The sequence below is a fragment of the Streptoalloteichus tenebrarius genome, assembly GCF_024171885.1.
Classification (GTDB): domain Bacteria; phylum Actinomycetota; class Actinomycetes; order Mycobacteriales; family Pseudonocardiaceae; genus Streptoalloteichus; species Streptoalloteichus tenebrarius.
Map to the genome: position 1 here is coordinate 1 of NZ_JAMTCP010000034.1, position 23912 is coordinate 23912.

The window sequence follows — 23912 nt, forward strand, 5'->3', positions numbered from 1 at the left end:
CGGGTTCGTGCACAAGGTCCTCATCGAGGCCGGAGTCCAGCTCCGCGGACGCGGTGGCGCCAGGCGAAGGACTACCCGCAGGCGACGATGACACCGGTGTCCGTCAAGGCGCCCGGGGATCGGTTGGCTCCCCGGCTGGTCGTGGCGACCGGCCCGACCTTGTGGACACCGCTTTCTCCGATCGGCCTGTGATCCGCGTGCGCGGATGGAGAGGAGGCGCCTCACGACACTGCGTCTGGCCACCACCGCGAGACCGCGAGCCGCACAGCACACCATGTGGTGGCCACGGTCGTCGCATTCTCGCCCCACGAGAAAACGACGACTTTCCTTCATGTTGTGCCGTTACCCGTCAGGTCCGGGCCTGGCGGGTAACGGCACGTTTCCCTTTACCGCCACTCGCCGCCACTCGGAAGACGGATTGTTCACCTTGGCAGGTCGCGAGATTCTCGCCTCAGTCACCAGGTCCGGTAGAAAGCGTGAACATGACCGAGGATTTCGCCCCCGCCGTCGGCTGCGCCAGCGAGAAGGGCCCGAACCGGCCCCGCAACGCGGACGCCCACGCGCACCAGACCCACAAGGACCACCTCGCCGCCGTGGTGGTGGACGGAACCGGGTCCACACCGGAGATCGCCGAACTCGCCCAACAAGCCGCCACGACCGCTGCCCTCACGGCCGCCGCACGGACGCCGTTGGAGGGGATCGTCATGGCGGCACAGCTCGGTGGCGAGCCTGACTTCTGCGCCACTCCGCCGTCCGGCGCGATCGTGGTGGCCAAGGCGTGGTCCCGTCGTGGCTGGGTGATCGCGTGGGCTGGCGACTGCGCCGCATACGGGATCGGCGGGTCGGGCAGGGTCGCGCGGCTGACCACTCCGCACACCGAGGGACAGCGCATGAGGGACCGGGGAGAACCCGAGGAGGCCGCGCGAAAGTACGACAACGTCATCTACAACTCCATTTTCAGAAGCGTTCACGAGGGCATTCCCGTTGTCGAGACGGCGGCGCCGCACGTGCTGCTGGCCTCCGACGGCCTGCGCCTGTCCGAGGACGAGATCGCCGAGATCTGGGGGCAGCACCAGACCGACCTGACCACCTGCGCCGAACAACTCCTGAAGGCCGCACGTGAGTGCAGTCAGGACGACATCACCGTCCTCATCGCCGAACACCCGTACCCGACGACGAGGACCGGGAGGGGCTGACCATGGACGACCCGAAGAACCCTCCGGCCGACGAGTCGCCGACGGCCGAGATTCCGAAGAACCCGAAGATCCCGAAGATCCCGAAAGACGACAACGAGGAGTGAGCGAAGAGGCCTCGGCACCGTGGAATCACCCTGGTGTCGGGGCCCCTCCGCGACGGGGACGTGAGCGCTGGTGGTCAGGGGGCGAGGCCCTCGACGAGGCCGGTCGCGAGCAGCACGACCCCGACCGAGCCGACGAGAGCGACCAGCGTGGCGGCGCGGGACCACGCGGAGCGGCCCTTCGCCTGCGTGATCCCGTGGACGGCGGTGGCGATCATGACCACCGTGAACAGCAGGAGCTTCGCGGCGAGAACGCGGTTGTAGCCGGGCTCCCACAGCGAACCCCAGGTCACGCCGTGCCGGGCGGCGAGCAGGACCCCGGTGATCACCTGGATCGGTAGGAACACCGCCATGGTGATGACCGCGAAGCGCCGCCCCACGGCCCGCAGCAGCTCCGTCCGCCCCTCGGCGGCGAGCGCCCGACGCGCCGGGGGAAGCACCACCAGCGTGAGGGTCAACTGCCCGCCGACCCACAGGGCCGCGCCGAGCACGTGCAGGAACCGGATCACAGCCCAGGTCATGGCCGCTCCCTGACCTCGACGACGCCGTGGGCGCGGCGTTTGGCGTGTCGCATGTCGTGGTCCACGAAGGGATATCGTCCCGCCTCCGGGAACACGGTCTCGACGAAGCCGCCCTCGGCCGGGGCCAGGCTGAACACCCGGAAGCGCGGGGACAACGCCTTTCGGCTCGCCCTCAGCAGGTGCGCGGCGTACGCCACCGCCAGCGGTCGGAGGTCCACGGCATCTGAGGGAACACGTCCGGACGCCCGCTCCGACAGGGACGTTGGTCCCCTCGGGTGAGGACGCTCAGCCTTGCTGGTCCGCGAGCCACCTGGGCGTCGTGCGCCGTGAGTCCACCCAGGTCCAGTCCACCCAGGTCCGCGGATTCACCGGGTCACCCGGACCGGTGGGGCCGCAAGGCCCCGGCCGCAGAGGCCGAAGTGCTCTGACGCCCGCGCGCGGGCGCGCGCACGGTGAGAGTGCCCGCCACCAGCCGAACGAGGAGGACGTGGACGTCATGTGCGAGTACTGCGGTTGTCAGGCGATCACCGCGATCGGCGACCTGACCCGCGAACACGACGAGGTCGTGGCCCTGATCAGCCGCATCCGCACCCGGCTCGCCGAGGACGACCGCGACGCGGCCGCCGCCCTGGTCCGGCAGGTGAACGCGATCCTGGGTCCGCACACCACCGTCGAGGAGGAGGGCCTGTTTCCCGCCATGGCGGAGGACTTCCCCGAGCACGTGGCCGACCTGGTGGACGACCACCGCACGATCCACGCCGTCCTCGCCGAGGCGGAGGGCGCGACACCCGCCGACCCCGACTGGCCGGACCGGCTCCTCACCGCGTTGGACCGGCTGCGGGAACACATCCTGGCGGAGCAGGACGGGTTGTTCCCCGCCGCGCTGGCCACCCTCAACGCCGACCAGTGGGAGCGCGTGGACGCGGTGCGGGCGCGGGTCGGCCAGGGCTGGCCGCTCGTCGGGTCCGGGCAGGACCACCGGTGAGCCACGCCGTCCGCCGGTTCCGGCACGACGTGGCCGACCGCCCGTTCCTGGTGATCTGGGAGGCGCCCAGGGCGTGCCCGCTGGTCTGCCGGCACTGCCGGGCGACCGCCGTGGCCCACCGGGACCCGGCGGAGCTGGACACCGCCGCCGCTGTCGAGCTGATGCGTCAGGTGGCGACCTTCGGCCGACCCGCCCCGCTGTTCGTCATCACCGGTGGGGACCCGTTCCAGCGCCCCGACCTGACGACCCTCGTCCGGCGCGGGACCGAGCTGGGGCTGCGGGTGGCGGTCTCCCCCTCCGGCACGCCCACCCTCACCCGCGACAACCTCGCCGCCGTCCACGAGGCCGGCGCGACCGCCGTGTCGTTGAGCCTGGACGGGGCGACCAGGGCCAGCCACGACGGATTCCGCGGCGTGCCCGGCGTGTTCGACCTGACGCTCGACGCCTGGCGCGCGTGCCAGGAGTTGGGGCTGAAGGTCCAGATCAACACCAGCGTCACCGCCACCAACCTCACCGAGCTGGCGGACCTCGCGGCGCTGGTGCACGCGCGGGGCGCGCAGTTGTGGAGCCTGTTCGTGCTCGTCCCCACCGGGCGCGGGCGCGCCATGGCCCGGCTGTCCGCGCCCGAGGTCGAGGACGTGCTGCACTTCGCCCACGACGTCGGCGCCCTCCTGCCGACCAAGACCACCGAGGCTCCGCACTTCCGGCGGGTGGCGATCCAACGCGCGGCCATGGCCGAGGGCCGCGACCCGGAGGTTGACCTGGGCCTCGGGCCGTTGTACCGCTTGCTGCGGGACCGGATGGAGACGCTCGGGCTCACGGCCTCGCGCCGCGTGCGCCGGCCGCCCCTGGACGTCAACGCCGGACGGGGGTTCGTGTTCGTCTCCCACACCGGTGAGGTGCATCCCAGCGGGTTCCTGCCCCTCTCGGCGGGCAACGTCCGGCAGCGCGCCCTGCCGGACATCTACCGGTACTCACCGCTCTTCCAGCGGCTCCGTGATCCGGACGCGCTGACCGGACGGTGTGGACGGTGCGAGTTCCGGACGCTGTGCGGCGGCTCGCGGTCCCGGGCCTACGCCCTCACCGGTGATCCGTTGGCCGAGGAGCCCTGGTGTGTCTACCGTCCCGGCGGCTTCCGGCGTCCCGTCGGCTCCACGGTGACCCCATAGTCCATTGTGGACTAATCAGCACAGTGGCCACCCGATCTCCGGGACCAAGGGCTCTGGGAAGAGCCGGGAGGGCGGTCGAAGCTGGGGATCGTGCCGAACGTCGGTGTTCCGGGTCTCCACGCCCAGCAGATCCGGACACCCGCGCCCTGATGATGAGGAGGTCGCAGTGCTGCCAGGTTCGCGAGTCGTCGTGATCGGCGGCGGTGTCAGCGGTCTGGCGACCGCGTACTTCCTGCGCTCCGGCGGCGAACCTGCCCCTGAGGTGTGCCTGGTCGAGGAGTCACCTCGGCTGGGCGGCAAGGTGCGCACCCGCGTCCTGTCCGGGCTGCCGGTCGACACCGGGCCGGACACGCTGGTGGTCCGCGATCCTTCGGTCCGCGCCCTGCTCGACGAGTTGGACCTGCGGTCCCGGCTCGTGCCGCCCGCCGCGCGCGGGGCCTACCTGTGGTCCCGGGGGCGGTTGCGTCCCCTGCCCGACGGGATGGAGCTGGGTGTGCCGGGTCGGCTGTGGCCGCTGCTGCGCTCACGCGTGCTCTCCCCCACGGGTCTCCTGCGCGCGGGCCTCGGCCTGCTGCGCACCCGGAACACCGTGGCCGACACCGAACCCTCGGTCGGCGAGGTCGTCCGGTCGATCTTCGGCCCGGAGGTCCTGGACCGGCTCGTCGCGCCCCTGATGGCCGGACGGTTCGCCGGTTCTCCCGACATGCTCAGCGCACGTCTCGTGGCACCACAGTTGCTCGACCTCCTCCGCCCAGGTCAACCGGCATACCCGCGGCTGCGAGCACTGCGGGGCGCCAGCGGCGGGACCACCACCCCTTCCACGATGACGCTGCCCGGAGGGCTGGAGGACCTGGTCGAGGCGATGCGACAACGCCTCGATGACTGCGACCTCCGCACCGGGGTGGGCGCGGTCTCGCTGACGCGGCACGTCGACCGGTACGTCGTCACGCTGGCCGACGGCACCAGTGTGGACGCGGACGCGGTCGTGCTCGCCACGCCCGCCTTCGTGTCCGCCGACCTGCTCCACGCGCTGTCCCCCGCCGCCGCGAACGACCTGCGGGAGATCCGCTACGCCAGCACGACCACCGTCACGCTGGCCTATCCCGGCCACGCCCTGCGCCGACCGCTGGACGCGACCGGCTTCCTGGTCCCGCCCAGCGAGAACCGGTTGGTCACCGCGTGTACGTGGTCCTCGGCGAAGTGGCCGCACCTGTCCGGTCCCGACCTCGTCCTCCTCCGGTGCTCCCTCGGCAACGTCGGCTGGTGCTCCACTGTGGACGACGAGACTGTCGTGCGGCACGCGCACTCGGAGCTGGCCGAGGCCATGGGCATCACCCAGCCGCCGACCGAGTTCGTCGTGTCACGCTGGCCCCGGGCGCTCCCCGAGTACACGCTCGGCCACGGCGACCGGCTGCGCCGCGTCGCCCACGCCCTGCGCGACCTACCGGGCGTGTTCCTGACCGGGGCCGCGTGTGGCGGGGCGGGACTGGCCCAGTGCCTGTCCCACGCGCGGCGCACCGCCGACACACTCCGAGCCACGCTGCCCGTACCGGTTTCATCCTGACACCAGGCCCCTGAGGTTGAGCAGGCCACCAGACCCGTCGTGCCTGCCCGGCGGCATCGAGAGCCCGCGCCGGCGCCACCGCCTGCCGCCGCTGGAACAGCAGCGACAGGCGGCCCGGGCGCGCCTCCACCCCGCGTGTTTCCCCGCCCTGTCACATCGGTTGGATCTCATTCGTCATCCCTGCGAGGGAGGATGACGGAGAAACGCGACAGTGGACGAGCACGAGTCCCTCGCCCCACGGTTCGAGACACACCGCGACCACCTGCGTGCGGCCGCCTACCGCATGCTCGGATCACTGACCGAGGCGGACGACGCCGTCCAGGAGGACTGGCTGCGCCTGGCCCGCACCGACACCAGCGAGCTGACCAACCCCGCCGGCTGGCTCACCACCGTCGTCAGCCGCATCTGCCTCGACACGCTCCGCTCCCGCAGGACACGACGCGAGGAACCACTCGAAACCCACCTGCCGGACCCCGTCGTCACCGCCGCCGACCCCGACCACCCATCACCCAGCTCGCCAGCCAGGCCCGGCGCCCCGTCCCCGGACGCCGCCCTGGCCGCACGACTGCTTCCTGGCGTCCTGGTCCAGAGTGGAGTCACCAGCGGGATCGACGCGCCGCCCGCCGCGCCCAACCCCCTTCCGGCATCCGACCACCCTCCGGTGATCACGGTCAATCCGTCATCCGTGCCACCGCGCGCTCACCCGACAAGACGATGTGAGGACGTGCCGTTCGTGCCAGGCTCAGCGCACACTCCCGTTGCGGTGAAGTGCCCGGCACCCGCGTTGGCCGGTGGCGGCGCGTGCCGCCGGCGTTCTCGTCGTCCCGGGTGGTGTCCGACGTTCAGGTCGCGGAGGCGGAGGGACTTGCGTCGTGAGACATCGCAGGCTCGGCCGGACCGGACTCGCCGTTTCGGCTCTGGGACTGGGAACGACCGCGTTCCGTGGGACCTACCCTCGCCGTGATCCGGACGAGGCGTCACGCGCCCTGCGTCTGGGCCTCGACCTGGGGATCACCGTCGTGGACACGGGTCCCTCCTGCGGCGCCGGCGTGGCCGAGGAGATGACCGGGAGGGCGTTGCGGGGGCGACGGAACGAGGTCGTCCTGGTCACGAGGGTCGGCTGCCACGCCCACGAGGAGTTCGACCTCTCGCCGCGCCGGATCAGACAGGAACTCGCCCACAGCCTGCGCCGGCTGGGCACCGACCACGTCGACGTGCTGCTCGCCCACGGCATCGAGTTCGGCGAGCCGGAGCGGGTTCTGGGGCAGGTCCTCCCGCTGCTGGCCGATCTGCGGCGGGAGGGCCTGGCCCGGGCCGTGGGCGTGTCCGGCCTGGTTCTTCCCGCTCTCACGGCGGCGGTGGAGACCGGAGTCGTGGACGTCGTGTTGTCCTACTGCCGTTTCGGCCTGCACGACCAGGCCATGGCCCCGGCCGCCGAGAGGTGGCGGGAGCGGGGCGTCGGGATCGTCCTGGGCGGCCCCGTCGCGATGGGTCTGCTCACCGCCGCGGGGCCGCCGCGCTGGCACCCCGCCTCGCCCGGGCTCCGGTCGGCGGCTCGGCACGCCGCCGCCCTCTGCGCCGAACACGGCGTCGACCTCGCGTTCCTCGCGATGCAGTACGCCCTCACGCACAGCCGGGCGGACTGCGTGCTGACCGGAACCGGCCGCACCGAGCACCTCCTGGCGAACCTCCGGGCACTGGAGACACCGCTGGACGAGGAGTTGCTCGCCCAGGTGCTCGGGATCTTCGCGGCGGTGCGGGAACGCACGTGGCCCTCGGGCGACCCGAGGTGGCGGGAGGAGACCTGGTGACGTCCCTCTGGTCGCCGTGTCGGGCGCATGGCAACGCCGAGTCGCCGAAGAGCCTGGGAGATCGGGCTGTCGGAACCCGGGCTCGGTTTCCTTTCCCGGCGGCAGGGTCAGAGGACCGAGGATGGATGTCCCGCCGTCCCACACCTGCGTGGACTGGGCGCCCATCCCGCCGCAGTAGTCGGCCTCGACGGAGGCCACGGGCCGATCAGGCAGCGAGCAGTCAGTGATCAGCCAACAGGTGGTCGAACCCGGCGGGCGCCTCCAGAACCCGGCGAGTTCCGCCGCGCCAGGAACGGTGATCGCGTCCAACGACGCGTCGGTCGTCGGCAGCAGGGATAGGCCCTGCCGGAGGGGGACGATGCACGCGTGTTCGGTGGAACCGGCCACCGCGCGGAGAACACGCTCGGACGCGATGACCGCTCGCAGGTACATCCCGTCATCCTCGTATCGCCTCCGCCGACGGTTGCCCGATGATCAGGTCGGGTTGCCCGCACACGGAGCTGGCCTGGTAACGTCCATGGCCTCAGATCCGCAACCTCCCCGGGATCACCTGGGGCGGCGCAAGATCTCCACCAGTCATGTCGGAGGGTCTTGCCATGGGCGGAACCAAGCGGGTCACGAACGCACCACACCCCCACCTGCACCTGCTGACCGTTGTCAGCCCGAGGAAGGACGCGGGGAGCAGCCCCACCGGGATCGTCGGGCGGAGCCTGGCGCGGCAACTGCTGGACGCCGGGGACCGGGTGCGCGTCCTCGCCGAGCCCGACCAGGTCGACCGCTGGCCGGACGGGGTCGAGGTCGTCGAGGGGTCCATCACGCGGCCCCGGGAGCACGCCGAGGTCTTCACCGGCGTCGACGGCGTCTTCCTCGCCGGAGCCGTTCCCACCACCGTGACGGACGCGCTGCGAGCAGCGCGCGACGCCGGAGTGCGCCGCGTCGTCGTGCTGTCCTCCCACGGCCCGGAGTACGAGGAGGCCTACCCGCCAGAGACGTGGTTCTGGCTGGCGATCGAGCGAGCCGTGGAACGCTCGGGGTTGGAGTGGACACACATCCGCCCGTCGGCCGTGATGGGCGCGATGATCGAGGGCACGTATCCGGCGACGGGATCGGACTGGCAGGACACGATCAGGGGCGAGCGCGTCGTGCGCGAGGCGTTCCTGAACGGCGGCCACTACCCCTTCATCCATGAGGACGATCTCGCCGCCGTCGCGGTGGCGGCGCTGCGCACCGACGACCACGTGGGTGCCGTTCTGGAGGCGGTCGGGCTGCCGATCAGCACCCGCTCGCGGGTGGCGAGCATCGCCAGGGCCATCGGCCAGGACATCGCCGCCGTCGAGGTGAGCCCGGACGACAGTCGCGCCACCTGGCGTCGTCGCGGCTGGCCGGACAGCGGCATCGACGTCACCCTGTACGCCCTGGAGGAGTACGGCGAACGCCTCGAAGAACTGACCCGGTGGACGCTCGACCAGCGCCCGTCGGTGCGCGAGATCATCGGGCGCCCGCCGCGGGGGTTCGACGAGTGGGCGATGGAGAACGCCCACCTGTTCCTCTGAACCTTCCGGCGTCACCACAACAGAGATCGGATGACGCCGGTCAGCGCGCCAGCGCGGGCAGGGGCCAGACGGGTGGTGGCCGAGCGAACCGGTAACGAGGGGCGTCCAGAGGCGCGATTCCCAGGTGTCAGAGCGCACCCCTTCACACTCGACTTCATCAGGGGGAGCCAATGAACCACAACACGACGCGGCGCTGGTCGCGCCCCGCGGCCGCCGGTGTCGCCGCAGCCGCCCTCCTCGCCGGCCTGATCACCGGCAGCACCCTGCTGGACCAGCAGGAGCCGGCCACGAGCGCGGAGTCCCCGTTCCTGCCCCCACCGACCGTGACCGACGGGGGCGATCCGACTCCCTGACCGCGGGGAACCAGTCCGTCCCGACCGCACCTGCCGGAAGAGGGAAGCGATGATCGCTGGTGGGTCCGCTGACCCCGGTGCGGGGCCGGCCGACCCACCAGCGAACGCGACGCCGCCGGGCTGCTGAGGAATCAGTGCGCCTTGCGGAAGGCGGCGCGCGGTCCGGCCCCGTTGAGGATGAACGCGGCCGGGATGAGAGCCACGGCCCCCACGATCTGCATCACGACGAACCAGATCGGGAGCGCGCCGGGGATGCTGTCGATGGCGATGACCGCGATCGGCACGACGACGGCGATGATGCGCATCCTGATGTACGCCGCTCGCGACCCGCGTGCGGCCAGGCCGGTCAGCCAGTAGGCCACCACGGCGCTGGCGAACATCCCGCCTGCGCGGCCCCACATGAACGACGACACCTCCTGCCCCATGACCGAGAGGATGACGGCCACACCGAGGACCGCGACGGCGAACACGGTGTAGATCGCGACGAGCTTCTTCACCTTGCCGAGGGCGTTCTGCGTGGTCGGGTGGTTGACGCGGGAGGCCTCGGCGGTGGTGTGGGCGGCGTTTCCCATGATTCTTCCTCTTCTTGCGTTGTGCGGGATCTCGGAGCGCGCTGCGAATGCCGGGGAAACGGTGAACCAGGCCGGGAGCGCCACGTCCGCCATGATCGGCGGTTGGACTTTCTGACTCACTCCCGGTCGCCGCGTTGGCGATTTTCCGTTTCCCCTTCTTCCCTTGTTCGTCCGGTGTGGACTCAAAACTAGGGAACGTGGACCTGGGGCGGTATGGGCCTGGGCGCACGGGGTGGTGGGGCTGGCCCCACTCCAGAGCCGAACCGGGAGGATTCGGACACCGAAATCGGACATCCTGCGGCACATGGCCGCGCTGAGGGCACGTCACCGCCGTTCGACCATCCACCATGGACCGCGCGGACGCTCACGCCCCTTCGTCCCGCTTCGGCTGCCAGGCCTGACGGGTGGTCGATTGTGGAGTGATCGCGGCGCGGATCAGAGCCAGTGGTGTGTCATGGGCAGTGGCTCATCCAGCGTCAGGCGCACGAATCACGAGCGCCACTGCTCGCAGTACTGGACGTGGATCTCACGCGCGTTGCCGAGAACGCCCTCCGTGGAGTGGAACTCGGTGCAGTAGTGCGGGTTACGAGGGTGGGCGCGGACGTGCGCGAACCCGTGGAGGGCGATGTCGAAGAACCGCCCGGACGTTTCCCTGAACACCTTCGCGCTGCCGGTCAGGAACAGCGTTTCGGCGTGGACCTGCTCGTCGATCAGGTCGCGGTTCTCCCGGTAGTGCCGCTCGTCCACGCCGATCACGGAGCCGACAGGCCGGCCCGTGGCGGGCACTGTCACCGTGCGCGGCCGGCCCGCGCCCAACCGTGCGCGCATCTCCTTCCAGCGCGAAGGCGCGAACTGCAACGAGTGGTGCAGCAGCACGAGGTCGAGCTGACGCGGAGCGTCCTCGGTCGGGTCGAGGGGCGGGGTCGCGTTGCCCCGCAGAGGCAGGTGCACCAGCGAGCGCGGTGAGGAGGCCGCGAGTTCCCAGAGGCCACCCACGCACCGAGCGGCGTTCTGGTCGAGGAGGACGTCCAGGTGCCGGTCACGGTCGATGAGCACCGCGCGGGTGAGCGGCCGCCGGGGCCGGATCACCGTGAACTGCCTCGGCCCCAGACGTGCGTGATGGACGGTGACGGCCAGTTCCAAGGGTTCTCCATGACACGACGACTGACGTTCGCAGCATAAGACGATCTCGTTCCCGAGGTGACCACCGCCGGTGCCAGCGGCTCGGTGACGTGGCCTGTGGATTCACCAGGCGGGGACGGAATCCGCGTGCGTTTCCCGGAAAAGCCCGAGCCGGGTGCGGCCGCGTCACGCGGGGAGTGGACGGTCCGCCACGACCTCCTTCATCACCAACGTGGAGTTCAGGCGTTGCACGCCGGGCAGGGTGGCGAGTTCGTCGTCCTCCAGCCGCTGGTAGGCGGCCAGGTCGGCGGTGACGACCCGCAGCAGGTAGTCCGGATCCCCGAACAACCTCTGGGCCTGGACGACGTGGGGGATCCGCGCGACCGCCGCCTCGAAGCCGAGCAGGGTGTCGCGGTCCTCCTGGCGCATGGTGACGAACACCAGCGCCTGGAAGGTCAGGCCGACCGCGTTGGCGTCCACGAGCGCGCGGTAGCCCCGGATCGTGCCGCCGCGCTCCAGTTCCCGCAGCCGACGGTGGCACGGCGAGACCGACAGGCCCACCCGCGACGCGAGTTCGGTGATCGTGAGGCGGCCCTCCTCCTGAAGCAGAGCAAGGATCTTCCGATCGATCGCGTCCATGGAGAAGATCTTTCCACGGACGGCGCGATCCGTGGTGAAAGTGGACAGCACTTCCCGGGAGGCGGGCCATAGCCTTGCCGCACGCCACCCGAGGGAGGAACGGTCCATGGCCATCGGTTCCATCGCCGCGTTCTGGGGGGTCGCCGTCGTGCTGATCGCCGCCCCCGGCGCGGACTGGGCGTTCACCATCAGCGCCGGGCTGCGCGGCCGTTCCGTGCTGCCCGCCGTGGCCGGCCTGGTGATCGGCTACGCCGGGATCACCGCGATCGTCGCGGCCGGGGTGGGCGCGCTGGTCGCCGGATCACCGGCGGTCCTGACCGGGCTGACGCTCGTGGGCGGGGTCTACCTGGTCTGGCACGGCGCGCGGACCGCCGCCGCGCCCGCGACGCCGACGGCCGCCGAGGTGGCGGCGGAGACCGACTGGGCCGTCCTCGTCAGGGGCGTCGGGGTCAGCGGCCTGAACCCCAAGGGGCTGCTGATCTTCCTGGCCCTGCTCCCCCAGTTCACCGACCCCGACGGCGGGTGGCCGATCGCCGGCCAGATCGGCGTCCTCGGCCTGGTCTTCGTCCTCACCTGCGCCGTCTTCTACCTCGCCCTGGGCTCGTTCGCCCGGCTCGTCCTGCACGCCCGCCCGACCGCCGCCCGCGTCGTCAGCCGACTCTCCGGCGTGGCCATGATCGTCATCGGCGTGCTGCTGGTCCTGGAACGCCTGACGACGTGACACCCGGCCCCGTGCCCGACGGCGGACACCGACGGGCACGGGCCCCCATGTCCAGGCGGTCGGTGACGCGGTGAGGTCACGACGCGGTGGACCTGTTCGATTCGGCGCGGTGGACGAGTTCGGCGATGTGGGTGGCCAGCTCGGGCCAGAGCTGTCGGGGGAGGCTGTGGCCCATGCCCTCGATGACCACCAGCTTCGCGCCGGGGATCGCGGCCGCCGTGGCCCGCCCGCCGCTGACGTGGCACATCACGTCGTCGGCTCCGTGGATCACGAGCGTCGGGACCCGCAGTCGCCGCAGCTTCGGCGTGCGGTCCCCGGAGGCCAGGACCGCGACCGCCTGACGCGTCGCGCCCACCGGGTCACGCCCCCGGTCGTAGGCGCGTCCGGCCCGCTCGGCCACCTCGGCCTCGTCGAACGCATACCCGGGCGAGGCCACGGCCCGGAGGGCGCGGACCTGCCAGTCGACGAAGCCCTGGCGGTCCTCGGGCGGCGTTCCGAGGGAGCCGATCACCGCGAGGTCGGGCATGCCCGTGTGCGGGTCGCCGGGGCGGGACATCATCGAGGTCAGCGACCGGACCCGTTCGGGGTGCTCGATGGCGACCGTCTGCGCGATCATCCCGCCAAGGGAGGCCCCGACCAGGTGGGCGCTGTCGAGGGCGAGCGCGTCGAGCAGGCCGACGGTGTCCGCGGCCATGTCCGACAGCGTGTAGGCCGCCGAGGAGAGGTCGCCCGCCATGGCCGCCCGGAGGTCGGGGACGGGCGCGTCGGCGAAGTGCGAGGAGCGACCGCTGTCGCGGTTGTCGAACCGGATCACGTACAGGCCACGCCGGACCAGCTCGGCGCAGAACCCGTCGGGCCAGTTGATCATCTGCGCGCCGCCGCCCATGATCAGGAGAACCGGCGGCGCCTGGGGGTCGCCGAGGCGCTCGTAGGCGATCTCGACGGCTGAAGGACCGACGTTCACGGCTTTCTCTTCTCCCATCAGCACATCATCGACCTCCCCTGGCGCCCGCCACAGCGACACGTTCTCGTCCAGAACGCTCAACACCCTGGCCGCAGGGTCAGCCACGGTGCGACGGAGTGCCGTCACCACCGCGACGGCCGCCGTCCATCCCTGCGGACACGGTTGCCTCGCCGGCTTTGACCAGCCCCAGCAGGGGCTCTCCCCCCAGCCAGCGTTCGACGCTGACCGTGCGCTGTTCGCGGCCCTGTTCCTCCACGGCCAGGATCTCGGGAGTGGCGAACGGCAACCGCTGATCCGCCAACTCTCGGTGGAACTCCCGGAGCGCCCGCAGATCGCGTGCGGCGCGCCTATGGGGAGGTGAGGGGTGGTCTCGCCGTAGAGACGAGACCACCCCTTCCCCTGCCCTTTTCAGGCCGTGGGCCAGGCTTTCCCGACTGCTGCTGCTCCTCACTCGCCGCCGTTGTCGGTGATGCCCCAGAACTTGGCCATGTGGTAGGCGGAGCAGATCCCGACGCTGAGCATGTGGGCGGCCGGACTGCCGCACTGCTCGGGACCGCTGCCCGGGTCGATCGGTTGGCCGTGGGCCATGCCCGTGATCTCGAAGTACTCCACGCTGTCGCCGTGCACCCTGCGCTGGTAACCGGAGACGATCTCGGTCCTGGTGGGCGTCGAGCTGACGCCGTTGACGTTGGTGAACTGGTCGACCAGCTCGATGCCGTTGAGCGGCCTGACCTTGGTGTCGGCCGTGCCGTGCCAGACGGAGACCTTCGGCCGCGGCCCGACATATCCGGGGAAGGCGGCGCGGACCCTGTCTCCCCACTCCTGGGGCGACTTGTTGACACCGGGCGACATGCACGGCCACAGGGCGGTCATCATCGAGTTGGCACAGCCGTACGGCAGGCCCGCCACCACACCGCCGCCGGCGAAGACGTCGGGATAGGTGGCGAGCATCGCGGCGGCCATCGCCCCACCGGCCGACAGGCCGGACACGAAGGCCGAGGAGGCGCCCTGGTCCTGCCTGACCCGGTCGACCATCTGCTTGATCGACAGCGCCTCGCCGCGGCCCCGCTGGACGTCCCCCGGCAGGTACCAGTGGAAACACGAGTTGGCGTGGTTGGCCATCCGCTGTCCCGGGAACACCACCGAGAACCCGTGCCGGTCGGCCAACCGCATCCACCCCGTGCTCGCGGCGTAGCCCTGGGCGTCCTGGGTGCAGCCGTGGATCGCCACGACCACCGGCCGACCCGGCGACAGCCCGCTCGGGACGTAGCGGAACATCTGGAGGTTCCCGGGGTTCGACCCGAACCCGGTCACCTCGTGCAACGACGCCCCATGCGACGACACCTCATGCGACGACGCCTCGCGCGACGAGGACGCCTGCGCCGGACGCGGCGACGCGACCAGGCTCCACGCGACGGCCGTCAGCACGGCCAGCACCGCCGCCAGGACCGTCAGCGGCCCGCGTCCCGCGGTGCGCACACGACCTGAGGACATGACACGAACCTCCAGGGGAATCAGAAATCGCAGGGACGAACGCAAGGCTCCGATTTCGCCGAACGCCATGCGGAACACCAACGCTTCACGCCGTTTCCGGCTGTGTGGTGGAACGAGAGGGACCGTCTCTGGAACGAGACGCTTCGTCACTGGTGAGGACGGGTTTTCCGAGTCCTGCCCCGGTCACGTGGGGCCTCGCGGTGTCGTCTGCGCATGGACCGGCCTCCCCTTGCCGAGGAACAACAGGAAACGGCGGCGGCCGAGCGTTCCGGTTCGCTCTGTGCGAGAACGTTATCCAGGTCACACCAGCGCCGCCATGTGGCCTACCCACATACCTCGGCTCTCCGACATGGGCGGTGTTCCCGTTGCCGGGCCGGGACGCGTGACGCTGTCCACGAGTCCGCAACAGTGTCCATTGCGGACAGATGCTGGCCGCATCTGTTCGTACCGTCGCGGCCATGGCGGAACGCAGCGAGGACGGCGCCATTCTGAGGGACAGGCTGGACGCCATGGTCGCCATCGGGCTCGGCTACCTCCACCTCGGCCGCGCCACCACGACTCTCTCCGGCGGCGAGTCACAGCACGGACAGCACCAGGGAGCCGACGGCGAAAGCGAAGTAGAACCCGGGAAAGGCGATGTTGTAGAAGACGCGCGCACGGACGTGGGCGACGAGAGCGCCCACGTAGAACAGGACGAGGCCGGTCGCGGCGGCCACGCCCAGAAGCCGGAAACCGGCGAGCCCGAGGAGCAGGCCGACGGCTCCGGCCATCTTGAGCGTGGCGAGCAGGGGAATCCAGGACACCGGCACACCCACTTCGGCCGAGTTGGCGAGGACGAACCTCGACCGGGCGAAGTCGGCGACGGCCATGCCGGCATTGATCAGGACCGTGAGAACGATGACGACGACATAGGCGATGTGCATTGTGGCTGCTCCGGTTGATGAGTCTCGGGGACCGCCTCACGCCCTTCGAGCGGTGGCGGGGTTTCGGCCGACTCGTCCGCTGGCTCGGGGCGGCGTGGTGCGCCGGGTGACGGGAGGTCTCCCCCTGCGCACGGCCCCGTCGCGTCGTTCGTGTCCGCGACTGCGGTCCCCCTTGCCCACCACTCTGCTCGGGTCAGGCATTCACGTCCAATACCTGCGTGTATAACCTTCTGGCATGGATGTGGACACCCGGCTGTTGCGCTACTTCCTCGCGGTCGCGCAGGAGGGTGCCCTGACCCGGGCCGCCGAACGGTTGCACGTCTCCCAGCCCGCTCTGACCAAGCAGATCCGGCAGTTGGAGAACCTGCTGGGCGTGCGACTGTTCGTCCGGTCACGGACCGGGATGGCGCTCACCGAGGCGGGGAGGACCCTGGCCGACCGGGCGCCCGCCCTGCTGGCCGCGTGGGAGCAGGCACTGCGGGAGACCAGGGAGACCGCCAGCCGGGCCGCCCGCGTGCTGCGGGTGGGGTTCCTGGCCAGCGCGGCCAACGAGGCCACCCAGCGGATCATCGCCGCCTTCTCCCTGCGCCGACCGGGCTGGCGGGTGGACATGCGGCAGGCCGCGTGGACCGACCCCACCGCCGGGCTGGCCGACGGGGAGGTCGACGTCGCGCTGGTGCGGCTGCCGTTCCCCGGCCAGGACGCCCTGCGCGTGCGGGTGCTGTTCACCGAACCCCGCTGGGTGGCCCTCCCCGAGGGGCATCCCCTCGCCACCCGCGACCAGATCCGCTTCGACGAGCTGTGGGACGAGCCCTTCGTCGCCGCCCCGGCCGAGACCGGCGCGTGGCGGGACTACTGGTTGGCCACCGGCGAACGCCGAGGCCGCGCTCCCCGGATCGGCGCCGTCACCGACCAGCCCGACGACTGGCTCAACGCGATCGCCAACGGCTACGGCGTCGCCCTCGCCCCCGAGTCCGCCGCCCGCTTCTACGCCCGACCTGGCATCGTCTACCGCCCCGTCACCGGCGTCAGCCCCAGCCAGGTGGCCGTCGCCTGGACACCGTCCGCCCAGAACAACCCTGTCGTCCAGGACTTCGTCCACTGCTGCCTGGAAAACACGCCACCTCCCCACGACCAGCCCGCCTGACGACACCACGGCGACGCGAACCGATCACGGACGCACCCGCCGCACGAATCCGCGGCCCCGGTGGTCGTAGCCGAACGAATCATTGGGCCGATCGAAGGAAACTGCCCGAACCCTGCCCATCGGACGCCGGGGCACCGGTACGGAGAGCAGCGTGCACGACGGGACCGCACCGCCACGCCGCGGCTTTCACGCCCTGCTCGGGGACAGCCGATGGCACGCCCTGCTCCGGGCGGGGTTCCCGCACACGTTCTCCCCGGGCTCCACGCTCGTCCGGCAGGGAGACGAGGGCGGCTTCGTGTGGGCGTTGGCGAGCGGACGCGTGGCGGTGCTGGCCCGGCAGGAGGACGGCGCCCAACTCCTGGTGTCCCTCCGCGGCGCGGGCGATCTCCTGGGAGAGATGGCGGTTCGCCCCTCGTCCCGGCGAACGGCCACGGTCGAGGCGATCGACCGGTGCGTGGCGCACCGGGTGCCGGCCGAGACGTTCCACCGGTTCCTGGAGGAGCACGACGCCCAGGGCGGGTTCAGTGACTACCTGGTCGCCAAGCTGAGCGAGACCGTTCCCTACCAGGTGCAGCTCGTGCACTTCACCCCGCTGCAACGGGTCGCGCGCCTGCTCCTCGAAGTCGTCGCCCTCGCGGACGCCACGGCCGTGGACCGGTTCCGCGTGCCCTTCTCGCAGGAGGCGGTGGCCGCCGCGCTCGGCCTCGCCAGGAGCACCGTCGCCGAGCAGATCGCCAGGTTGCGCCGCGAAGGGGCGTTGGCGAGCGGACGACGGCTCGTCGTGTCGGACAGCCGCCGGCTCGCGCACCACTCCGGCATCACGACCTGATCCTCTGTGATTGGCGTCACACGCAAAACGTCCGACCGCGGACATTCCGTCACACCCCGGTCGGACAGGCTTCCGGTCGCGCCAGTACCCATGCCAGGGAGGAAAACCGTCCCATGCCTGCCATCCAGTCACCGACCAGCGTCACGGAACTTCCGCCCTACCGCGCGATGCTCGTCGTGGACGTCAAGGACTTCAGCGGCCTGGCAGGCCGCCACCACGCCGAGCTGACCGACGCGATCCCCGGAATCCTCCAGCAGGCGTTCCTGCGGTGCGGTCTGGCCGAGATGTGGGACGAGGCGCGCTTCCCCCGCACCACCGGCGACGGCCACGTCCTCGGCTTCCGCGCCGCCCTGCTCCCCTTCCTCATCAACCCGTTCCTCGGCGCGCTCCAGGACGAGCTGGACTACCGGAACACCGTGCGACCGCTGTCCGGTCAGGAAGGCCCCATCCGGATGCGGGTGAGCATCAACGTCGGGCCGGTGACCGACTCCGGCGGCGAACTGCTCAGCGACGGCAGCGGGACGGCGCGGATCGAGACGCACCGGCTGTTGGACTCCCAGCCAGTCCGGGACCTCCTCGCGCGCTCCAGCGGCACCACCTGCGTCGCCGCGATCATTTCCGCGCGCGCGTTCGAGGACGCCGTCCTGTCCGGGTACGCGGCGGACGACCCCGACCTCTACGTCCCGGCCCCGGTCGAGGTCAAGCGCTACCAGGGCACGGCCTACCTGCGCGTGCCGAAGCCGTCCGGGGACCTGCTCCGGCACGGCTTCCGCCCGGCGGAGGCCACCGACGCCGCCACCGACGCCGCGGAGGAGAGCATGACGGACACCCGTCCGGACCAGCACACGAACTCGGTCGGAGACGTGGACGGCTCGGTCGTGCAGGCCAGGGAGTACCACCGCCACGGCGGCGTGAACATCGGCGGGAACGCGAGGGACGTCATCACCGACGCCCGAGGCCCCGTCATCACCGGCACGCAGCACCACACGCCCCAGTTCTACGGGGACGGGGTCACCTACACCGCCGGGAACAACTCCGGTGACGTCAAGCAGCGGTTCGAGAACACCAAGCGCAGGAACCCGAAGCAGTCATGAACGACGAGGTCGAGGACTACGCCACGCGCGACGGCGGCGTGGACGTCGCCGGGAACGCGAGGGACGTCATCAGCGACCCGCAAGCCCCCGTGAACACCGGGCCCGGCACCCAGGTCAACGTCGCCATCGAGCGAGCGATCATCCGAGCGTGGGAGTCCACCGAGGGGTACCGCCCCCGCCCGCGTCAGGCCGTGGCGGAGGACGAGATCGAGTGGCTCGCGAGGCGCTTCGTCGAGCCGGGGAACTTCTCCCAGGCCGGGGTCCTGCTGCGCGACCGGAGAACCGTGCTCCTGGGCGGCCCGCCCGGGAGCGGGCGTCGAAGTGCGGCGCTCATGCTCCTCGCCAGGCTCCCCGGGCACGCGACGGTTCGCTGTCTCCCACCGGACGCCGACGAGAACGTCCTTCTCGATCCGGACGAGATCGAGCAGGGTGAGCGGCTCCTCCTGGACCTGACCAACGGGGACGACGACGCTCTTGAGCTCCTGCACGGTCAACTCGGTGGCTTCCGCGCGACCCTCCTCCAGAAGGAGGCGCACCTCGCCGTCGTGCTGCCAGGGCCGCACGACGGCATCGTGACCGCCGAGTTTCGCCCGCTCGCCACCGACATCTCACGTCCGCCTGCGGTGGAGGTGCTGCGCAGGCACCTCCAAGAAGAACGGGTTCCGTTCGCCCTCCAGGATCTGAACGACGAGATGCTGCGACCGCAGCTCTCCACGGGCAGCATGGGACAGCTCGCTCATCTCGCGCGCCTGATGCGCAGGGCGCGCGAGGACAACGGGCGGAAGCCGTTCCGCGCCTGGCTGCGCACCGCACTGGCCGGGCTCACCGATCGCGGAGCGGAGGTGGCGGCCAGGGTCCGCGGCAAGTCCGGCCAGGACCGCGCGTTGATGTTCGTCACCGCCTTCCTCCACGGCGGTCCGGTCGACGTCGTTCCGGACGCGGAGAACAGGTTGCTCCGCGCCCTCGACTTCCCCGATGACGAGACACACGTGCTCGACCGACCGGACCTGGTCGAGCGTCTGTCCGGCATCGGGGCGCAGGTCGACCCGGGGCGTCGAGTCCGGTTCCCCGGCTTCGCATGGGATTCGGCGGTGCGCAGTCACTTCTGGCTCGTGTACTCGACCATGCGTCCCCAGTTCCTGACCTGGGCGGCTGATCTCGTCGAGACGGCGAACCTGGACGAGGAGGACACCGACCGGATCGCCCACCGCCTCGTCGAGCAGTGCCTCCGCTGGCGACAGCCGAACGACGTGGTTCCCGTGGCCAAGAGATGGGCGGAGAAGGGGGTGCCCCGCCTGGCGTCCGCGGCGACCGTCCTGCTGGTGCAGGGGCTGAGTCACGAGGCCTTCGGCGGCACGTTCCGTCGACATCTCTACTACTGGTCCAGGGAGGCATCCCTGAATCCGAACCTCGCGCGGATCGTCATCGCGCTGTGCCGGGACGTCCTCGCGCCGTCACTGCCCGATCGCGCCCTGGTTCGGCTCCACCACCTCACCAGGCATCGTGACCGCGAGGTAAGCGCGGAAGCGGTCGACGCCCTCACCTCGCTCGCCGAGAACCGGCGGTTCTTCCGGCGGCTCGTGGATCGGCTCGCACGGTGGGTCGCGACAGGAGACAAGTTCCTTTCGTCGGTCGACGTCATGCTGCTCACTCGCGTCGCCCGCGCGGAGCGCCTCCTCGACGACTCCCCGCGCGCCCGGCGGTTGATCGACGACCGAGACGTCCGTGCCCAGCTCGAACTCCTGTGGAACGCGATGCTCCGCTCTCCGGAGCAGAAGGCGTGGTCTCCGCTGCTGGACGACTGGTTGCGGACGACGCTCGACGAGGCGACGGGTGTTCCGCTCGACGTCCTGTTCAACGCGGCGGGGAGGGACACCCGGCTCCTCGGTGTGCTCTTCCAGGCGACGTCCCGGTGGGCGTCGGCCACCGACGACCCCGGCGACCAGGCGCGGCGGGACCGCCTTCGGCAGCAGGTCCTTGACAAGATCAACGACGTGATGGGTCTGCGCGTGGACGTCGTGGACCCGTCCGAGAAGGAGTCAGCCCGATGAACCGTGACGATCCGGTTCTCTCCGTCGTCCTCCCGTTGTCCACCGTCGCGGTGTCGCTGACGTTGGGCCTCGGCCTGGGATGGCCGGCATGGTTGTGGCTGCCGCTGGCCGTGGTCCTGCTCTGCGCGTCGCTGGTCCTCGCCCGCAGGATCAGGCACCGACATCACCAGCACCATCTTCGGTCGCTCTACCAGCAGCAGCAGGAGGTGCCTCGAATGCGGCACGTCGACGATTCGACGATCATTCCGGAGACTCCCCTGCCGAGTGCGGTCGCGGACTACCAGTTCCTCTTCTCCGCCCGCGTGTTCTGGCGACCGACGGGGAACGCGCAGCACCACGCGAACCTCGGGGCGGTCGCCGCGGACCTGATCCTGCGTCGCGCCCGTGCCATCACCGTTCAAGAGCACCCGAGCGACCCGGTTCTCGCGCAGCACAAGCTGAGCGCGGCGCTCGGGGCCATGATCCAGGATCCGGCCGGGCAACTGGCGACATGGGCCGACAGCGTCGGCGTCCAGATCCCCGAGGAGGACGCCAGACGGCTGCGGCAGCTCGCCGACATCCGCAAGCAGCAGGAGGTGTGGGAGCACGAGCGGGCGCTGGAGCGGAACGTGCGCGCCTACCTGGGCAACGACGTGCTGGCCAGTGCCGGCAGCGCGCTCGTCTGGTGGCTCTCGCGGGACACGAGCAAGGTCGAGGAGACCGTCCAGATGATCGGCACGTTCGCCCAGCTCTCGGCGGCGGCCAACAACAGGGAGGTTCCGGAGTTGTTCCGCCACCTGGTCGCGAGCCCGGCCGGGCACGGGTGGGCGCAGGCGAACGGGAACGGGGAGTACCAGTACGGCGCGGCCGCGTCGACACCCGCTCCCCTTGCCCTCAACGGAGAACCGAGGGTGGTGGACGGTCACGTGGACGAGCCGGTGGTGACGCGACCCGAGCCCGAGCAGGCGCTCCTGGACAAGCACTTCCCCGACCCGGAGGATCCGCGACGTCCTCTGTTCGAGGCGCAGCTCACCCAACTCCTGAAGAGGTACACCGCCGAACCAGAAGAGCCCGAGGCGACCGACGACGCCGAGCCCGAGGACGAGCCCGCGCCCGACCCCCACCAGAACGGATCGGCGCGGCCGGAGAACGGCGCCCTCTTCCCTCACCCGCCGACGGAGTGAGCTGCCGCCGTTCGAGCTGGGTTGGTCCCGGAGGTGTCGTGCGACCCGTCGACACGACACGGCCCCTCCGGGGCTTTGCCCAACTCGCCCCACCCCGGGCCTGGTGGTTCTTCACATTGGAAATGATCAGCGGGAGCGGGCCGAGCTGCCGAGTGTTGCCACAGCCTCAGGCCGGTCCGACGCTTCCGGTGATGACCTCGCCAGGACGTCCACGATCGCGCTGGCCAGGTCGCTGCCGATGCGTGTCGCCAACAGTCGCAGTGGACCCACCTGCGCCTGGCACGCTTCGGCGTCGCCCACGTTGAGCCGGGCCAACGCCAACAGCAGCCGGTCCCGGAACTCCTCCCGCTGGTTGCCCTCGGCCAGCCGGTCATCCGGGTAGAGGTCGTCGAGAACCCGGATGACGTCGGGATAGTCGCCTTCGAGGAAGTGGAGCCGGGCGAGCTGCCCTCGGACGGCCCGGGAATCCTCGGGGGAGGAACGGGTGGTCGCGAGTGCGGCGGTCAGTTTCGCGATCGCGCCACGGCGGTCCCCGAACCGGACGGTCAGCAACTTCGCGGTGTTGAGCCCGATCAGGGAGACCGCCCACCTGGTCAGCTCCGGGCGTTCCGCGCCCACGCCGTAGGCCAGCCGTTCGGCGCGTTCCTCCAACTCCAGGGCGGCGTGGTTGTTCCCCTCGAAGTACTCCACCAGGGCGAGGCCGTTCAGCAGGATGATCTCGACTCTGGTGCGCTGCACCCGGTCCTGAATGGACGCCACAGCCGCCAACGCCTCGTCGTAGAGCCTTCGCGCCGTCGCGAGGCCGTCCTCGGTCCTGGTGAGGGCGAACACGTTGGCCAGTTCGGCCGTCAGGTCGAGTTCCTCAACGGGGCCTTCGGCGAGCGACCGCGCGCGACGCAGGTGGTGCACGGCGGCCGTCCTGGCCCGCTCGGCGGGCCGGAGGCGTGGAGCCAGGCGGGCGGCGGCCAAGTGCGCGGCCAGGTGGTGGCGTCGTGACGCCTCGGAGATGTCGGCGGTGTCGAGGGAGTCGGCCATGGCGGCCACGTGGCGTTGGAGGAACTCCCATCCGACGGTGGCGAACCCGGCGAACAGGGCGAGGTTCTGGGCGCGCAGCCGCGTCCGGTCCCCGCTCCTGACCGCCAGGTGCGAACGACGCAGGTAGCCCCATCCGTCCGGTGGCCAGGCGTCGAACAGCTCGGCGGCGTGGTGGCGCCGCGCCCGCGCGTCGAGCCCGTCACGCATCTCCCGACGCGTCTGTCTACTGAGGACGATCCAGGGAGTGCCGTCCGGCCCGGTGGTGGCCAGGGCCTGGGCCGCCTCCTCCGACAGGCCGAGGCGGAGCGCCGCGACGAGTGGCGCTCCCATCGGGCACGCGGCGACCACGGTCAGCGCCCGCCGGTCCGCCGGGGACAACCCCTCGGGCTGTCCGTCGCTCCGCGTGGGGAGCCGCTCGACGATGCGGACGTCGGGTCCGAGCAGTGTCCGGAGTGCGGTTCTCCCCCCGACGCAGGCCAGCGTGAACCCTGTCGCGCGGGAGAAGCGGGCCAGGTGCCGCAGGAAGTGGCGCACGTCGGGTCCGGGGTCCGTTCCGACCACCACCGCCCACCCGTGCGGCGCCCCGAGTTCGCTGACGGCCCGCGCCGCCGCGTAGAGCGCCATCCGGTCGTCAGGGGTACTTCCCTCGGCGGGAACGTCGCCGGGAAGGAGGTCGGCCGCGTCACGGGCGTCGCCCAGTTCCTCCCACGGGGGCGCCAGGGCGGCGCTCACGGTCTCCAGGAGGGGGCTGGGGCGCCGTCGGAGCGCGGACTCCACGACGTCGAGCACCGCCGGGTGGGGCGGAGGACGACGGGGCGCGGTGAACCCGAGCCAGGACACGCCGGGGAGGACGCTGGCCCAGTCGAGCGGCCTGTCGGAGGAGTGGGTCGCCGGCGTCGTCATCG

At 71.1% G+C, this 23912-nt stretch carries 24 protein-coding genes and 1 pseudogene; 15 read left to right on the plus strand and 10 right to left on the minus strand.

Annotation, left to right across the window (positions count from 1 at the left end; genetic code table 11):
• Positions 1 to 7: 7 nt before the first annotated feature.
• Both LX15_RS33630 and LX15_RS23385 read left to right on the plus strand, forming a co-directional pair.
• Complete coding sequence (locus tag LX15_RS33630) at positions 8 to 91, plus strand: helix-turn-helix domain-containing protein (RefSeq protein ID WP_372502786.1); 84 nt, start codon at positions 8 to 10, stop codon at positions 89 to 91.
• 391 nt (positions 92 to 482) lie between these two features.
• Positions 483 to 1196, plus strand: a complete 714-nt coding sequence (locus tag LX15_RS23385) for a PP2C family protein-serine/threonine phosphatase (protein ID WP_253671793.1) — start codon at positions 483 to 485, stop codon at positions 1194 to 1196.
• 178 nt (positions 1197 to 1374) lie between these two features.
• Here LX15_RS23385 and LX15_RS23390 read toward each other — a convergent pair whose 3' ends face one another.
• Together LX15_RS23390 and LX15_RS23395 are read right to left on the minus strand one after the other, a co-directional pair.
• Positions 1375 to 1818: a hypothetical protein gene (locus LX15_RS23390; protein ID WP_253671794.1), complete on the minus strand. Its 444-nt coding sequence runs from the start codon at positions 1816 to 1818 to the stop codon at positions 1375 to 1377.
• Entirely contained in the window at positions 1815 to 2036 is a 222-nt protein-coding gene (locus LX15_RS23395; RefSeq protein ID WP_253671795.1) for a cupredoxin domain-containing protein, read from the minus strand. The genes LX15_RS23390 and LX15_RS23395 overlap by 4 nt, the downstream gene beginning before the upstream one ends.
• Positions 2037 to 2314: 278 nt before the next feature.
• Here LX15_RS23395 and LX15_RS23400 point away from each other — a divergent pair, with 278 nt between their 5' ends.
• The 7 genes and pseudogenes from LX15_RS23400 (at position 2315) to LX15_RS23430 (ending at position 9253) form a co-directional block, all read left to right on the plus strand.
• Positions 2315 to 2803 (plus strand): hemerythrin domain-containing protein, encoded by a 489-nt coding sequence (locus LX15_RS23400; protein ID WP_253671854.1) that lies wholly within the window; start codon positions 2315 to 2317, stop codon positions 2801 to 2803.
• A complete protein-coding gene (locus LX15_RS23405) occupies positions 2800 to 3972 on the plus strand; it encodes a TIGR04053 family radical SAM/SPASM domain-containing protein (RefSeq protein WP_253671796.1) in 1173 nt (390 codons plus the stop codon). The genes LX15_RS23400 and LX15_RS23405 overlap by 4 nt, the downstream gene beginning before the upstream one ends.
• 166 nt (positions 3973 to 4138) lie before the next feature.
• On the plus strand, positions 4139 to 5536 hold the full coding sequence (gene hemG / locus LX15_RS23410; protein ID WP_253671797.1) for a protoporphyrinogen oxidase: 1398 nt from the start codon (positions 4139 to 4141) through the stop codon (positions 5534 to 5536).
• Between the two features lie 211 nt (positions 5537 to 5747).
• Positions 5748 to 6038 (plus strand): annotated as a pseudogene (locus LX15_RS23415) (sigma factor); the annotation flags it as partial.
• Positions 6039 to 6408: 370 nt separating this feature from the next.
• The gene (locus LX15_RS23420; RefSeq protein WP_253671798.1) at positions 6409 to 7347 is read left to right on the plus strand and encodes an aldo/keto reductase; all 939 of its coding nucleotides are present in this window, start codon (positions 6409 to 6411) and stop codon (positions 7345 to 7347) included.
• 596 nt (positions 7348 to 7943) lie between these two features.
• Positions 7944 to 8900 (plus strand): SDR family oxidoreductase, encoded by a 957-nt coding sequence (locus LX15_RS23425; protein WP_253671799.1) that lies wholly within the window; start codon positions 7944 to 7946, stop codon positions 8898 to 8900.
• 170 nt (positions 8901 to 9070) lie between these two features.
• Complete coding sequence (locus LX15_RS23430) at positions 9071 to 9253, plus strand: hypothetical protein (RefSeq protein ID WP_253671800.1); 183 nt, start codon at positions 9071 to 9073, stop codon at positions 9251 to 9253.
• A 131-nt stretch (positions 9254 to 9384) separates the two neighbouring features.
• On the opposite strand, the gene LX15_RS23435 is transcribed toward LX15_RS23430, so the two are convergent.
• From LX15_RS23435 to LX15_RS23445, 3 genes are all read right to left on the minus strand, one after another.
• On the minus strand, positions 9385 to 9825 hold the full coding sequence (locus LX15_RS23435; protein WP_253671801.1) for a hypothetical protein: 441 nt from the start codon (positions 9823 to 9825) through the stop codon (positions 9385 to 9387).
• Between the two features lie 489 nt (positions 9826 to 10314).
• Positions 10315 to 10968, minus strand: a complete 654-nt coding sequence (locus LX15_RS23440; protein ID WP_253671802.1) for a hypothetical protein — start codon at positions 10966 to 10968, stop codon at positions 10315 to 10317.
• 165 nt (positions 10969 to 11133) lie between these two features.
• The gene (locus tag LX15_RS23445) at positions 11134 to 11586 is read right to left on the minus strand and encodes an Lrp/AsnC family transcriptional regulator (protein ID WP_253671803.1); all 453 of its coding nucleotides are present in this window, start codon (positions 11584 to 11586) and stop codon (positions 11134 to 11136) included.
• 106 nt (positions 11587 to 11692) lie between these two features.
• Between LX15_RS23445 and LX15_RS23450 the strand changes: the two genes are divergently transcribed.
• Positions 11693 to 12307: a LysE family translocator gene (locus LX15_RS23450; RefSeq protein ID WP_253671804.1), complete on the plus strand. Its 615-nt coding sequence runs from the start codon at positions 11693 to 11695 to the stop codon at positions 12305 to 12307.
• A 76-nt stretch (positions 12308 to 12383) separates the two neighbouring features.
• Here the strand turns inward: LX15_RS23450 and LX15_RS23455 are convergent, their stop codons facing one another.
• The 4 genes from LX15_RS23455 to LX15_RS23470 all read right to left on the minus strand — a co-directional run bounded on the left by LX15_RS23455 (position 12384) and on the right by LX15_RS23470 (position 15688).
• Positions 12384 to 13376, minus strand: a complete 993-nt coding sequence (locus tag LX15_RS23455) for an alpha/beta fold hydrolase (protein ID WP_253671805.1) — start codon at positions 13374 to 13376, stop codon at positions 12384 to 12386.
• A complete protein-coding gene (locus tag LX15_RS23460; protein WP_253671806.1) occupies positions 13369 to 13572 on the minus strand; it encodes a hypothetical protein in 204 nt (67 codons plus the stop codon). Before LX15_RS23460 ends, LX15_RS23455 begins: the two co-directional genes overlap by 8 nt.
• A gap of 146 nt (positions 13573 to 13718) precedes the next feature.
• Entirely contained in the window at positions 13719 to 14765 is a 1047-nt protein-coding gene (locus LX15_RS23465; protein ID WP_253671807.1) for an extracellular catalytic domain type 1 short-chain-length polyhydroxyalkanoate depolymerase, read from the minus strand.
• A gap of 575 nt (positions 14766 to 15340) precedes the next feature.
• The gene (locus LX15_RS23470) at positions 15341 to 15688 is read right to left on the minus strand and encodes a DoxX family protein (RefSeq protein ID WP_253671808.1); all 348 of its coding nucleotides are present in this window, start codon (positions 15686 to 15688) and stop codon (positions 15341 to 15343) included.
• A gap of 235 nt (positions 15689 to 15923) precedes the next feature.
• Here LX15_RS23470 and LX15_RS23475 point away from each other — a divergent pair, with 235 nt between their 5' ends.
• The 5 genes from LX15_RS23475 (at position 15924) to LX15_RS23495 (ending at position 21972) form a co-directional block, all read left to right on the plus strand.
• The gene (locus LX15_RS23475; protein WP_253671809.1) at positions 15924 to 16835 is read left to right on the plus strand and encodes a LysR family transcriptional regulator; all 912 of its coding nucleotides are present in this window, start codon (positions 15924 to 15926) and stop codon (positions 16833 to 16835) included.
• Between the two features lie 151 nt (positions 16836 to 16986).
• The gene (locus LX15_RS23480; protein ID WP_253671810.1) at positions 16987 to 17664 is read left to right on the plus strand and encodes a Crp/Fnr family transcriptional regulator; all 678 of its coding nucleotides are present in this window, start codon (positions 16987 to 16989) and stop codon (positions 17662 to 17664) included.
• 113 nt (positions 17665 to 17777) lie between these two features.
• Positions 17778 to 18758, plus strand: coding sequence for a hypothetical protein (locus LX15_RS23485; protein WP_253671811.1), 981 nt, complete (start codon positions 17778 to 17780; stop codon positions 18756 to 18758).
• On the plus strand, positions 18755 to 20809 hold the full coding sequence (locus tag LX15_RS23490) for a hypothetical protein (RefSeq protein ID WP_253671812.1): 2055 nt from the start codon (positions 18755 to 18757) through the stop codon (positions 20807 to 20809). Before LX15_RS23485 ends, LX15_RS23490 begins: the two co-directional genes overlap by 4 nt.
• Positions 20806 to 21972 (plus strand): hypothetical protein, encoded by a 1167-nt coding sequence (locus LX15_RS23495; protein WP_253671813.1) that lies wholly within the window; start codon positions 20806 to 20808, stop codon positions 21970 to 21972. The genes LX15_RS23490 and LX15_RS23495 overlap by 4 nt, the downstream gene beginning before the upstream one ends.
• A gap of 126 nt (positions 21973 to 22098) precedes the next feature.
• On the opposite strand, the gene LX15_RS23500 is transcribed toward LX15_RS23495, so the two are convergent.
• A complete protein-coding gene (locus LX15_RS23500; RefSeq protein WP_253671814.1) occupies positions 22099 to 23910 on the minus strand; it encodes a hypothetical protein in 1812 nt (603 codons plus the stop codon).
• Positions 23911 to 23912: the final 2 nt, after the last annotated feature.

Coding starts and splice junctions, on each gene's coding strand:
- LX15_RS23385 (WP_253671793.1), top strand. CDS start 483: ATGACCGAGGATTTCGCCCCCGCCGTCGGCTGCGCCAGCGAGAAGGGC.
- LX15_RS23390 (WP_253671794.1), bottom strand. CDS start 1,818: ATGACCTGGGCTGTGATCCGGTTCCTGCACGTGCTCGGCGCGGCCCTG.
- LX15_RS23400 (WP_253671854.1), top strand. CDS start 2,315: ATGTGCGAGTACTGCGGTTGTCAGGCGATCACCGCGATCGGCGACCTG.
- LX15_RS23425 (WP_253671799.1), top strand. CDS start 7,944: ATGGGCGGAACCAAGCGGGTCACGAACGCACCACACCCCCACCTGCAC.
- LX15_RS23430 (WP_253671800.1), top strand. CDS start 9,071: ATGAACCACAACACGACGCGGCGCTGGTCGCGCCCCGCGGCCGCCGGT.
- LX15_RS23435 (WP_253671801.1), bottom strand. CDS start 9,825: ATGGGAAACGCCGCCCACACCACCGCCGAGGCCTCCCGCGTCAACCAC.
- LX15_RS23445 (WP_253671803.1), bottom strand. CDS start 11,586: ATGGACGCGATCGATCGGAAGATCCTTGCTCTGCTTCAGGAGGAGGGC.
- LX15_RS23450 (WP_253671804.1), top strand. CDS start 11,693: ATGGCCATCGGTTCCATCGCCGCGTTCTGGGGGGTCGCCGTCGTGCTG.
- LX15_RS23465 (WP_253671807.1), bottom strand. CDS start 14,765: ATGTCCTCAGGTCGTGTGCGCACCGCGGGACGCGGGCCGCTGACGGTC.
- LX15_RS23470 (WP_253671808.1), bottom strand. CDS start 15,688: ATGCACATCGCCTATGTCGTCGTCATCGTTCTCACGGTCCTGATCAAT.
- LX15_RS23475 (WP_253671809.1), top strand. CDS start 15,924: ATGGATGTGGACACCCGGCTGTTGCGCTACTTCCTCGCGGTCGCGCAG.
- LX15_RS23485 (WP_253671811.1), top strand. CDS start 17,778: ATGCCTGCCATCCAGTCACCGACCAGCGTCACGGAACTTCCGCCCTAC.
- LX15_RS23490 (WP_253671812.1), top strand. CDS start 18,755: ATGAACGACGAGGTCGAGGACTACGCCACGCGCGACGGCGGCGTGGAC.
- LX15_RS23495 (WP_253671813.1), top strand. CDS start 20,806: ATGAACCGTGACGATCCGGTTCTCTCCGTCGTCCTCCCGTTGTCCACC.
- LX15_RS23500 (WP_253671814.1), bottom strand. CDS start 23,910: ATGACGACGCCGGCGACCCACTCCTCCGACAGGCCGCTCGACTGGGCC.